12 protein-coding genes are annotated in these 12,508 nt (G+C 39.1%); 5 read left to right on the top strand and 7 right to left on the bottom strand.

What is annotated here, in order from left to right; translation table 11 throughout:
• The first annotated feature begins 347 nt into the window (after window positions 1-347).
• Window positions 348-893 carry a nitroreductase family protein gene (locus tag EPU_RS10860; RefSeq protein WP_010169338.1) on the top strand — a complete coding sequence of 182 codons (546 nt, stop codon included), beginning with the start codon at window positions 348-350 and terminating at the stop codon, window positions 891-893.
• 41 nt (window positions 894-934) lie between these two features.
• Here the strand turns inward: EPU_RS10860 and EPU_RS10855 are convergent, their stop codons facing one another.
• From EPU_RS10855 to EPU_RS10840, 4 genes are all read right to left on the bottom strand, one after another.
• Window positions 935-1,426, bottom strand: a complete 492-nt coding sequence (locus EPU_RS10855) for a GNAT family N-acetyltransferase (RefSeq protein WP_010169337.1) — start codon at window positions 1,424-1,426, stop codon at window positions 935-937.
• Between the two features lie 27 nt (window positions 1,427-1,453).
• The gene (locus tag EPU_RS10850) at window positions 1,454-1,972 is read right to left on the bottom strand and encodes a GNAT family N-acetyltransferase (RefSeq protein WP_010169336.1); all 519 of its coding nucleotides are present in this window, start codon (window positions 1,970-1,972) and stop codon (window positions 1,454-1,456) included.
• Window positions 1,973-2,085: 113 nt separating this feature from the next.
• A complete protein-coding gene (locus EPU_RS10845) occupies window positions 2,086-2,397 on the bottom strand; it encodes a rhodanese-like domain-containing protein (protein WP_010169334.1) in 312 nt (103 codons plus the stop codon).
• 98 nt (window positions 2,398-2,495) lie between these two features.
• Entirely contained in the window at window positions 2,496-2,891 is a 396-nt protein-coding gene (locus tag EPU_RS10840) for a pyridoxamine 5'-phosphate oxidase family protein (protein WP_029488394.1), read from the bottom strand.
• Between the two features lie 117 nt (window positions 2,892-3,008).
• Between EPU_RS10840 and EPU_RS10835 the strand changes: the two genes are divergently transcribed.
• On the top strand, window positions 3,009-3,335 hold the full coding sequence (locus tag EPU_RS10835) for a winged helix-turn-helix transcriptional regulator (RefSeq protein ID WP_010169329.1): 327 nt from the start codon (window positions 3,009-3,011) through the stop codon (window positions 3,333-3,335).
• Window positions 3,336-3,337: 2 nt separating this feature from the next.
• On the opposite strand, the gene EPU_RS13755 is transcribed toward EPU_RS10835, so the two are convergent.
• Window positions 3,338-3,505, bottom strand: a complete 168-nt coding sequence (locus tag EPU_RS13755; protein WP_010169327.1) for a DUF4177 domain-containing protein — start codon at window positions 3,503-3,505, stop codon at window positions 3,338-3,340.
• A 193-nt stretch (window positions 3,506-3,698) separates the two neighbouring features.
• Between EPU_RS13755 and EPU_RS10820 the strand changes: the two genes are divergently transcribed.
• Both EPU_RS10820 and EPU_RS10815 read left to right on the top strand, forming a co-directional pair.
• Window positions 3,699-4,718 (top strand): hypothetical protein, encoded by a 1,020-nt coding sequence (locus tag EPU_RS10820; protein ID WP_010169323.1) that lies wholly within the window; start codon window positions 3,699-3,701, stop codon window positions 4,716-4,718.
• A 50-nt stretch (window positions 4,719-4,768) separates the two neighbouring features.
• Window positions 4,769-5,050 carry a hypothetical protein gene (locus EPU_RS10815; protein WP_010169321.1) on the top strand — a complete coding sequence of 94 codons (282 nt, stop codon included), beginning with the start codon at window positions 4,769-4,771 and terminating at the stop codon, window positions 5,048-5,050.
• 26 nt (window positions 5,051-5,076) lie between these two features.
• On the opposite strand, the gene EPU_RS10810 is transcribed toward EPU_RS10815, so the two are convergent.
• Window positions 5,077-5,925, bottom strand: coding sequence for an AraC family transcriptional regulator (locus tag EPU_RS10810; RefSeq protein ID WP_010169319.1), 849 nt, complete (start codon window positions 5,923-5,925; stop codon window positions 5,077-5,079).
• Window positions 5,926-6,282: 357 nt separating this feature from the next.
• Here EPU_RS10810 and EPU_RS10805 point away from each other — a divergent pair, with 357 nt between their 5' ends.
• Complete coding sequence (locus tag EPU_RS10805; protein ID WP_198006424.1) at window positions 6,283-8,409, top strand: right-handed parallel beta-helix repeat-containing protein; 2,127 nt, start codon at window positions 6,283-6,285, stop codon at window positions 8,407-8,409.
• 80 nt (window positions 8,410-8,489) lie between these two features.
• On the opposite strand, the gene EPU_RS12420 is transcribed toward EPU_RS10805, so the two are convergent.
• Window positions 8,490-12,338 (bottom strand): hypothetical protein, encoded by a 3,849-nt coding sequence (locus EPU_RS12420; RefSeq protein ID WP_010169315.1) that lies wholly within the window; start codon window positions 12,336-12,338, stop codon window positions 8,490-8,492.
• Window positions 12,339-12,508: the final 170 nt, after the last annotated feature.

The following is a 12,508-nucleotide window of genomic DNA, read 5'->3' as shown; positions in this document are numbered from 1 at the left end:
ATAGGCTTGCCATTTGGTGCGATGTAATCTATATATTTGGAATAATATTTGTGAGAAGCACCTCCAAGCGTATCTGTATCGCGAATGATACTGTATTGATCAATATAAGGAACATAGTTTTCGTTTGTAATATGCATTTGTGCCCTCCAATTTGGTTTTTGTAATTCAGGAATAACGACTTTTTCTTCAGATGATAGCAAATGTTTTGCATAAAATAAATGTCAAACGAGTATATGAAATTGGCGCTAAGAAATATGTAGCATAGACCTTGAAATAGTGAAAATATATTTGATAAAATGAAATACGCAAATCAAAATACAATGTTTGAATAGTAGAAAGGAACAACTATGGAAGCTGTAGCAGCAATTACTGAAAGAAGAAGTGTTAGGCKTTTTGCAAACAACGAAGTCTCACGAGATCTCATTCGCGAAATAGTAGATGTGGCACGTTTTTATCCCTCATGGAAAAATTCTCAATCAGCAAGATTTTATATTGTAGATGATAAAGATAAAAAAGCCAWAATAGCAACTGAGGCTACATTAGGATTAAGACATAACGAAAAAATTATATCTGGTTGCTCTGCGCTATTGGTTTTGACAATCAAAAAGGGATTGAGCGGCACCGGTGCAAATGGAGAATATGTAACTAGCAAAAATGAAAGTTGGGAAGTATTTGACTCTGGGATCGCTGCCCAAACATTTTGTCTTGCAGCAGTTGATAAGGGGATAGGCACCGTTATTTTGGGAGTATTCAAAGAGGAAGTCGTTGCGCAGATATGCGATATTCCGGATGATGAGCAGGTTTCGGCACTAATAGCATTGGGGTATCCAGAGGATGATGCCAAAAAATCTGGTGTACGAAAAGATGTAAATGAAATCTTGTTCTTTATATAATATCAAAAAAAAGTGCCCAGCTGAGTTGCGGGCACTCTTTATTATATAACTTTATCAAAAGCAATTTTTTCGCTGTTGTCAAACCAAATTGTGCCGCAATATTGAAAACCATTCTTCTGTAAAATGTGTTGCATCTTCGTATTGTCAGCATCGGTATCAACTCTAAAATTGTGAATGTTCTTTGCTATAGATAGCTCGCAAACAAGATTAAACACCTCGGATGTAATACCTGTACCACGAGCATTAGCTGCAAGTGCCAAACGATGCATCACGACGTATTTTTCATTGCTATGCCAAGTGCCTCGCAAAGTTTCATAAGCTGGTTCGCCGTCAAAATCGATACATAGATAGCCGAGTATATCGTCGTTGCAGGATAGATAATACCCCCTTTTAGCTAAAATATCCTTGGCTATGCAGTCGTAATCGGGATAACCGTTTTGCCACTGGTCAATTCCTTGCTCTCGCAAATGTAATTTTGCATCGTCAATTATTTTCATTGCTATATCTATATTATTTGCTAGTATTAATTTCATTAGTATCTCCTTAGTTTATGCTACAGATCACAAATATAAGTTCATTAGAATTGCGTCGGCATAGTAGTCGTCGCTGAATTTAAAAAAATTGTCATATTTCCCTATTGCAACAAAACCAAATTTCTTGTATAAGTGCATCGCAGTTGTGTTTGTAGCATTGACCTCAAGGGATATAATTTCGATTACCTTAGTTGCTTTTGCAAAGTTGATTATTTCTTGCATCATTGCTGTTGCGATTCCCAAATTCCAATATGCTTGCTTCACAGAGATGCCGATAGTCGCTTGATGTGCTAACCTCTTTCGTGGGGTAGCTGCGATATTGGCGACAGAAACTATCTCAGAACCAATTTTTGCTACAAACAGTGCTGATGCGGCGGAGTTGGATATCTCTTCGATAAACGCTTCTTCTTCTGCGATGGACATATGAAATTCGTTTGCGCCAAACAAAAGATTGTCGCTTTCTCCTCCAATTAGGTTTAGATATTCGAGAAGGTCACCAGCATCTTCTTTGAGTGCTCTTGCTATTTTTAAATCGTTTTGTAACATATGATACTCTCCCTTTTAGTTATTGAGTGCTTGGATTAAATTATCAAAGAATATAGCATAAATACCTAATTTTGTCAATATAATTTAGAGTGTTGTACAAAAATAATTATTTGTTATTTAAAATGATTTATCAGCCAATTGCTGTAACCACCAATTAGATTGTATGCTTGGAAATTATGCTTGCGAAGTTTTTTTGTTACGGCTTTGCTAAAGATGCCGATGGTGCATAAAACAATGATGATTTTGTCGATGGGTAGTTCGCCAAGATGCATCTCAACTTTATCGCGTGAAATATTAATCGAACCAGGGATGTTACCCATGTTAAAGGCTACGTTACTTCTAACATCGAGCAGAATATATGACTCGGTTTCTAATTTCGACATATCTTCTAAAGAAATTTCAAGCTGCTCTGGATCATAAATCATTTATTTTCAACTCCCTAATTTTTTGCTAAATTATATCATGATTTTTTTATGAAGGCAAAAAAAAACGAACTGCATATGAGTCCGTTTGTATTTTATATTTAGAAAAGTTGTTTGCCTCCATCTGGACCGGCACTTTCGTTGTATATCTTATCTACAGTAAATGTCCAGATAGCTTTGATTGACATATTCATGGCAGCGAATTTTTCTGCAATCGTATCGAATAATGGTCCATCAGTATGACGCTTTTGAACGGTTGCGTTGATTAGATATGATTCCATTCCTTTTACAGCCAAAAAGGCAGCTTGATTGTTTGCGGCTAAGTTTGCGCTGGTGGTGTTCATAAAGACTTCTGCAATAGCAAGCGTATCGTTGTCTATTACCATAATGCTTCCTGCAACGATTGAGTGAACCTCGTTTTCTTTGGATACGGTACTAATCACTTTGGTACTTGCAGGGTCTTGGAAYAGTTTRCTTACGTTTTCTAAGTTTTTCATATTMATTCTCCTTGCTCAGTATTTATTATTGACTTTATTTTTATGAGCTACTATAATGATAGCATGTAAAAAATTCATAGTCAAGAACGCAAAAAAATATGAGGAGGTAAGAAAATTATGAGCAAGTGTGAAGCAACTCACTGTCCATGTTTGCAAGAATGTCCACTGCAATCAGCTCTCAAATGCATAGGAGGTAAGTGGAAAATTCCTATTATTTGTGTGTTATCTGCTGGCGAAGGCATTCGATATAATGAACTGATGAAAAAAGTGAGGGGAATCACAAATACTATGTTAGCATTATCGTTAAAAGAACTAGAAAGGGACGGGTTAATAACAAGAGTACAATATAACGAAATGCCCATCAGGGTAGAATATTTTATTACGGAAAAAGCAAAAACTCTGATACCRACATTGCAGTCGCTAGCAGCCTGGGGGATGGCATAAAATTATTTTTCGCGTGCAAAGGTGATAAGAAGATGTAGTCCAACTTTGGTATGAGCATCGGGGGAAACGCTGATAACTTCCCAGCCCTCAGTGGCCATTTTGTTCATGAGGGTTTCTTCTGCTACAAATTCTTTGCTAACTTTAATTCTAATAAGTTTGTATTCCTTCATTGTAAAAAACTCCTTTTTTATTGGGATGATATGAACTATATGTCATGGAAGCATATATTGTCAATGAAATAATTATGTTTGAATGCTATTTTTTATATTTTGGGGGCATACTAAGAGATGAAGTATGGGCATATTTTGGTTATAAATTTAATATAACTTAAAGTGTGGAATAAATATAAGGAGGGATTAGTAGATGATAGAAATATTAGGAATATGTTTAATTATCATCGGAATATGGTTTGGCTTTGTTACAATCAAGTTATCCAAAGAGTACACGGTATTAACTGAGGACTTTACAAAACAGATAACTGCAATCAAAGAGTCGCTCGATACGTTGAATGCAAATCTGACAAACCAAACTGAAATAGCTGAGACAACAGCAGAAGAAATGAAGACTCATATGAGTATAGTTAACGACACACTAATGACCAAAATTTACCATGAAAGAGAAGTTCTCAACAAAAGTTTAAAAATTGTTATTGAAGCAACAGCAAAAGAAATGAAGACTCACATGAGTATCGTTAATGACACATTAATGAAAACAATTTGCCAAGAAAAAGAAGTGTTTACKAAGAGTTTAACAACTATTATTGAGGCTACAACAGAAGAAATGAAGACTCATATGAGTATAGTTAATGACACGCTAATGGGGACAATTTGTCAAGAAAGAGAGTTGCTAAACAAAAATCTGGTAGTTGCAGCTCAAAATAATGTGGCAAAAATTGAAGATAAACTTTCGGCTTTAACAAATGGTGTTGCATCTATCGAAAAAAATGCTGTTACGACCACAGACATGGCAGCTATTACAGCGTCTATCAAAAAAGTTGTTGATATAATAAGAGAGGTCGCAGAAGAAGAAAGTCCAGAACTATTGGCGATACTCGAATCTTTAAATGCAAATCAAGATTTAAACAAAACGTTGTTGAATAAAATTGATACTGTATTTGAGCTTGTTGAAGTGTTGGAAGAAAATAACAATAATGTAAAATTACTTAAACAAATAAAAGAAAACCATAACGATGAGCTTGTGAAGATGATGAAGGAAATTAAAAATATTCCGGAAGTGCTCGACAAAGAACTCAGTAAAATAAAAGATATCACCGAAAATGTATTAAACATCAATATGGAGATTTCAGAAAATTCACGAAAAGTAATCGATAGCTTAGTAGATAATTATAAGGTTCTTAATACTATTATAGAAAAAATAATATAGAGGATATATCGAACGAAAAAAACACTTTTATGTGTAGATAGGAGAACAAGATGAATTACGATGCTTTGGAGGAGGAACGTAGGAAATTATATAAGAAGTTGGATTATATTAAGAAAAATGCCCATTCGAAAAAGATGGAAAAGTTGGCAAACGAAAAAGAAATTATTAAAGAATTAAAGCAAAAGTTGGCAAATAGGTTGATGGCAGCTGCTTTAGAAGAACCAATCAATAGCGCAAAGATGCAGCAATTGTTGGCACCTTTAGATGGAAAAATGCTGCTAGAKAACCAAGCAGAAGAGAAATTTCTAGATGATAAAAAAATTAAATTGTGAGGACTGCTTTATGGCAGCCCTTTTTTTTATGTCAATTCTCGATGTTGTCTGTATTTTAGAGGAGTTATGCCGCAACACCTTTTGAAGGTTTTGCAAAAATGGCTTTGGTCAGAAAAGCCTAAGGAATGTGCGATTTGACCAACAGAAAGTGATGTCTCAGTTAATAGTTTTTTACTATGTGAGATTTTACTGCTTATAACATATTGGGTTGGAGTTATATGAAAGTGCTCTACAAACAGTCGGCTAACATGGAATGGCTTTAATTGTAGTGCATCGGCCATCATTTGAATAGTGATCTTGTCTTCTATATGTCTAAATATAAACATCTCGATCTTGCGAATGAACCAGGAATTTGATCTGCCAGATGACTTTTGGATAGATGCAAGGTATGGGGAAGAAATTTCAAGTATCAATTGATATAGATGCATTGAAAGAGTATATTCAAATTGTGTTTCTCTTGCTGAGAGTATATCGAAGCACTTTAAAATGGCCGCTTTCATAATTCGAAAGTTAAATGCAAGAGGAAAAAATTCATTGCTAGATAATGTTTGGACAATGCCCTCAAGTGGCTTGCCATTAATGGACAAAGTATAGAACTCAGCTCCTTCTGCGGTGTCGGAATAGTATGTATAAGCATCGTTTAAATTGATAAAAACACCTTGTCCTGCTGTGATTGTAAAAGTTTGTGCGTATTGTTCAAGATAAAGCTTGCCTGAAACGACGCATAATAACAAGTATGATGCACGAGTTTTATTGCTATTGTGAATAGAATTAGATGTCTGATGAGTTAAAATATTTGCAGTAATTAGGTTATCGCGAATAAATTGAGTGGGATACCAGTATTGTTTTGAATGTATGATTCGATATTCTTCCATGTGCTCACTCCTTAAATGAATACATATTTGTTGTTATTATATCACAAGAAAGAAAAATATACAAAAAAAGGGTTAAGATTATTCTATAATTTTAAAAATTTGATGTTACAATATAATATATATCGAAAATTTAAAATCAATTAAAGGCGTACAATAAAGAAAAGCTCGATGTTGTATTTGCGATAGAGGCTGATTGAAACGTGGACTTCGGTTTTACACTATAAGAAAATAAAAGAAATAGTTAATATTTTAGTGGAGCAAGCTTAGATTAGGAAAGGAATGAAGATTATGAAAAAGAGCATGCTAATGATTTTGGCGTTACTGTCGGGGTAYGCRGGAACTGAGCAGGTATTTGCAATGGCTGGGGCTGCAGTGCGTAAAATTCCAATGGAAATTCATGTCTATTCGGAAGAAATTCCGTGGTCTGCTGTTGAAACTGAAACGACTGCTGAGTATACAAGCATCAATGAGGCGTTAGCAGAGGCAATAGAGGGCGATACAATTGTTGTTCATGAAGGAATTTATCGAGAGATGGTAAATATTAAGAAGGATGGAATTACTCTTGAAGCTGCCGAGGGTGAGTATGTTTTGGTGACAGGAGCAGAAGTGGTTTCGGGATTTGTTGCGGATGCGTCTATGCCAGGAGTATACGTTGCCGATGTGCCAGAAGCGTATCAAGAATATATTTTGCCGTTTAGCCAGGTATTTGCAAACGGTGCGTATCAGAACATTGCGCGGTTTCCAAACTATACGATTGATGATATGATGGCGCCGCTAGAGAAAGGAAGCGGGTATGGATGGGTAGTTGATATACATAAGCCAAAGAATACGACCATCGGCGCAGTGACTTTTCGAGATGACGAAATCCCTGATGTAGATYTAACTGATGGAGTTTTTCGAGGTGTGATTGGCAAAAATCGAGAATATGTTTATGGAACAGTTACGGAAACTGCTGAAAACAGGGTCTTTTTTGATGCGTATAGCAAAAATAATAATTGGAGCAAGCCTGCAGAAATTAAAACGAATTATCATGACTTTGGATTTGGGTTTATTTTGCATAAAAATTTAATTGACATCCCTGGTGAATGGTTTGTAGAAGATAGAAAGATCTATTATATGCCAGAAGGAGATATAAAAAATTTGGATGTGGAAATGCAAGTGCGTAAAGATGTGTTAACCATCAGCGATGCGAATAATGTAACAATAGAAAATATTAATTTCGTTGCAGGTAATGTGCCGATCAAAAATGTTAGCAACACTATTATCGATGGATGTACMTTTAGGTATATGCAACCGTTTGAAATGACYACGACTTATAGCATTGGCGCCTTTGCAGATAGTGGGTTATATCTCGATAATGCGTTCAACACAACTATACAGGATACATATATTGCGCACACGTGGGGCAACGGAGTATATATTGCRGCTGGTGATGGAATCACATTATCAAATTGTATTATAGAAGATATTGGCTGGTGCGGAACATTTACTGCAGGATTTTATACAGAAGCCGAGAACAATCGAATAGAGGATACCACATTTAGAGATAACGGAAGATTTCAAACTCGCGTCAACAATCCTGTAAAAATWGATATAATACACTCGTTGTTTGAGCGGCCGATGAAAATGGGAGAAGATTCTGGAGCAATTGCTTTTGCAAATACGACGGACTATGCGTATGATATCAAGGGCTCGGAGATTGCGTATAATATCATTCGAGATTTTGAAGCTTTGCCTATAAGCTCTATGAACGGAAATTATAATGCGCCATTTATTGTGGGAATGTATTTGGAAGAATTAACCAATTATACTGTTCATCAYAACTTGTTCTATGATCTAATCGATGARGACTACGTCCAAAATTTTGCAAATGATAAGCTGTATAAAACGGCYGCAATGGTATATTTTGCACCTAGACATAAGGTATTATCAGAAGAAAATCGCTTTTATAACAATACGGGATGGGACTATTTGAGTACCTTTCACATTTATAATATAGAAATAATGAACTATGATGAACTTAAGCCTCAAGGATTGCCATATAATTTTCATCATGGAAGTATGAAACAAGGAAGTTTTGTCAATAATATATTTGCAGAAGTCGATTCTAATTTTTCTCATTCAGCCAAACTGTTTGCAGTTGATGGATCTGAGGTAGGTTCTGCCAAGCTTTCAGAAGAAGAAAATCAAAGTCTCAGAACAGATGACATTGATGAATATTTTATACATGCAGCGGCRAACGACTATTATTTTAATCCTCAAACAAATATGGCATTTGATGTTAAAAACGGTTCTGCTAATTATGTAGACCCTGAAAACGGAGATTTTAGATTGGTAACAGATTCGGCTGCCAAAGCGGCGGGAAYTGCTATTGCTGGAATCACATCTTCTGACACACCAGACTTAGGTGCATTAGAAGGAAGTGATTATGTTTTATCAGCAGGAGCCACACTAAAAGTTCGAGATTTTAAGGAGATACGGTAATTTTAACTCCAATCCCCCCTTTGGCCAGGGGGAATTTTATTGTCCAAAAATAATTAAAATCATCAGCTGCGATATCAAAATCAGTTATTTGTAGAAGTGTCTGTTTTGATTCCGTTGATAAGAGTGTGAATTTCAGATTGTAAAGTTTCGATGGAAGACTCGATGTTTGGGGAAGTTGTGGTTAATGCTTCGATTATTAATTGATCGAATATTCTCATATCAAAAGCTGGTTGATCTGCAGGGACAATATCGACAAGAGACTCTACATCAGTCGCGACATTAGACTTTACACCAGCTGCAGTACTAGAATCCACATCAACTTCAGAAGTTGCATCAACTGTGGTACTAGAATTTACATAAGCTGCGACATCAGAATCTGTATCAGCCGTATCATCAGAATTTACATCAGCTGCGATATCAGAATCTGTATCAGCCGCGATATCAGAATCTGTATCAGCCGTATCATCAGAATTTACATCAGCCGCGGTATCAGAATCTGTATCAGCCGCAGTATCAGAATCTGTATCAGCCGCAGTATTAGAATTTACATCAGCTGCGACATCAGAATCTGTATCAGCCGTATCATCAGAATTTACATCAGCTGCGATATCAGAATCTGTATCAGCCGCAGTATTAGAATTTGCATCAGCCGCAGTATTAGAATTTGCATCAGCCGCAGTATTAGAATTTGCATCAGCCGCGGTATCAGAATCTGTATCAGCCGCGATATCAGAATCTGTATCAGCCGCAGTATCAGAATTTACATCAGCTGCGGTATCAGAATCTGTATCAGCCGCAGTATTAGAATTTGCATCAGCTGCGGTATCAGAATCTGTATCAGCCGCAGTATCAGAATTTACATCAGCTGCGGTATCAGAATCTGTATCAGCCGCGGTATCAGAATCTGTATCAGCCGAGTTATCAGAATCTGTATCAGCCGAGTTATCAGAATTTACATCAGCCGCATTATCAGAATTGACATCAGTTGAGACATCAGAATCTACGTTAGCTGCTGCTGCTGAATCAAGAATGGCTTCAGTGGTCATAGTATGTGCATTAAAATCAGTATCAATTGTAGCATCGAGATTGGTAATAATAACTAGTGCATCGGAATCGATAGTTGTAACTGAGGTATCGAGATCGGCAACAGCGACTGGAGCATCGGTAGCGATAGTTGTAACGGAGTGATCGAGATCGGCAACAGCGACTGGAGCATCGGAATCGATAGTTGTAACTGAGTGATCAAGATCGGCAACAGCGACTGGAGCATCGGAATCGATATTTGTAACGGAGGTATCGAGATCGGCAACAGCGACTGGAGCATCGGCAGCGATAGTTGTAACTGAGTGATCAAGATCGGCAACAGCGACTGGAGCATCGGCAGCGATAGTTGTAACCGAATTATCGAGATCGGCAACAGCGACTGAAGCATCGGAATCGATAGTTGTAACTGAGTGATCGAGATCGGCAACAGCGACTGGAGCATCGGCAGCGATAGTTGTAACCGAGTGATCGAGATTGGCAACAGCGACTGAAGCATCGGAATCGATAGTTGTAACTGAGTGATCGAGATCGGCAACAGCGACTGGAGCATCGGAATCGATAGTTGTAACGGAGTGATCAAGATCGGCAACAGCGACTGGAGCATCGGAATCGATAGTTGTAACTGAGGTATCGAGATCAGCAACAGCGACTGGAGCATCGGAATCGATAGTTGTAACGGAGGTATCGAGATCGGCAACAGCGACTGAAGCATCGGAATCGATAGTTGTAACCGAATTATCGAGATCGGCAACAGCGACTGAAGCATCGGAATCGATAGTTGTAACTGAGTGATCGAGATCGGCAACAGCGACTGAAGCATCGGAATCGATAGTTGTAACTGAGTGATCGAGATCGGCAACAGCGACTGGAGCATCGGAATCGATAGTTGTAACTGAGGTATCGAGATCGGCAACAGCGACTGGAGCATCGGAATCGATAGTTGTAACTGAGTGATCAAGATCGGCAACAGCGACTGAAGCATCGGAATCGATAGTTGTAACTGAGTGATCAAGATCGGCAACAGCGACTGAAGCATCGGAATCGATAGTTGTAACGGAGTGATCGAGATCGGCAACAGCGACTGGAGCATCGGAATCGATAGTTGTAACTGAGTGATCGAGATCGGCAACAGCGACTGGAGCATCGGAATCGATAGTTGTAACCGAATTATCGAGATCGGCAACAGCGACTGGAGCATCGGTAGCGATAGTTGTAACTGAGTGATCAAGATCGGCAACAGCGACTGGAGCATCGGAATCGATAGTTGTAACCGAATTATCGAGATCGGCAACAGCGACTGGAGCATCGGTAGCGATAGTTGTAACTGAGGTATCGAGATCGGCAACAGCGACTGGAGCATCGGTAGCGATAGTTGTAACTGAGTGATCAAGATCGGCAACAGCGACTGGAGCATCGGAATCGATAGTTGTAACTGAGGTATCGAGATCGGCAACAGCGACTGAAGCATCGGAATCGATAGTTGTAACTGAGTGATCAAGATCGGCAACAGCGACTGAAGCATCGGAATCGATAGTTGTAACTGAGTGATCAAGATCGGCAACAGCGACTGGAGCATCGGCAGCGATAGTTGTAACTGAGGTATCGAGATCGGCAACAGCGACTGGAGCATCGGAATCGATAGTTGTAACTGAGGTATCGAGATCAGCAACAGCGACTGGAGCATCGGAATCGATAGTTGTAACTGAGTGATCAAGATCGGCAACAGCGACTGGAGCATCGGAATCGATAGTTGTAACCGAGTGATCGAGATCGGCAACAGCGACTGAAGCATCGGAATCGATAGTTGTAACCGAATTATCGAGATCGGCAACAGCGACTGAAGCATCGGAATCGATAGTTGTAACTGAGTGATCGAGATCGGCAACAGCGACTGAAGCATCGGAATCGATAGTTGTAACCGAGTGATCGAAATCGGCAACAGCGACTGGAGCATCGGAATCGATAGTTGTAACTGAGTGATCAAGATCGGCAACAGCGACTGAAGTATCGGAATCGATAGTTGTAACTGAGTGATCAAGATCGGCAACAGCGACTGAAGCATCGGCAGCGATAGTTGTAACCGAATTATCGAGATCGGCAACAGCGACTGAAGTATCGGAATCGATAGTTGTAACTGAGTGATCAAGATCGGCAACAGCGACTGAAGCATCGGCAGCGATAGTTGTAACTGAGGTATCGAGATCGGCAACAGCGACTGAAGCATCGGCAGCGATATTTTCAACGGAGGTATCGAGATCAGCAACAGCGACTGGAGCATCGGCAGCGATAGTTGTAACGGAGGTATCGAGATCGGCAATTATGATTGGATGCGTATGAGCAAGGCTCTCGTTAGTTTGGAGCTCCTGGGTCCCGACATCTATATTAAGAATGAAGTCGATCAATGCGGTCTGGAGATTTTTTAGGGTTTGGATTACGGTGTTGTTATTAGTAGGAGAGACGACTTGTGCTTGTGCGGCGAAAATGAGTTCGTTGAGTTGCTGGATATCGCTGGATGATACAAAGACAGTGCCGAGTGCAACATTGCTAGCGATATCGTCGGATACAGTTACGGTATCTATGACAGTGAGAGCATGCGAAATTTCAGCAGATAACTCAGAGGTATCGATATATTCTGTATATGTGCCAGGTTGTTGTGCAGAAGTAAAAGTATTTGCGGCGAGGAGGAGGGCAGCTTCGTGGGCGCTTACTTCTTCTGCGGTGGATGTAAGAGTTTGTGCGACTAACTGAGCCTTTTCGATTTGAGCGGAGAGGGCAGCATACTCGTCTGGCGTCACCCAACTTTGTGAAGGAGTGAGGTCGCTACCATCTGCGCTGATCGTATTGCTATTTAATAGAAATAACGCATTGGATATTTGGAGGCTCAACTTGGATGTATCGATTGGTGCTATTGCGACAGAGATCGTAGGAGAGATCGTGGTAGCGAATGATCGGTTGTGAGTAATCTCAAAGCAAGGGAGAGCTCTTTGCCTGCAGCGCAGATACGTTGAGCGTGTACTAGAGTATAGCAGATACAGTATAGTTTTCTAAGAGTACA

This window comes from Candidatus Epulonipiscium viviparus (assembly GCF_000171335.1).
Classification (GTDB): domain Bacteria; phylum Bacillota; class Clostridia; order Lachnospirales; family Cellulosilyticaceae; genus Epulonipiscioides; species Epulonipiscioides viviparus.
Note: the sequence above shows the minus strand (reverse complement) of the source record. Positions and strands in the feature narration are given on the sequence as shown.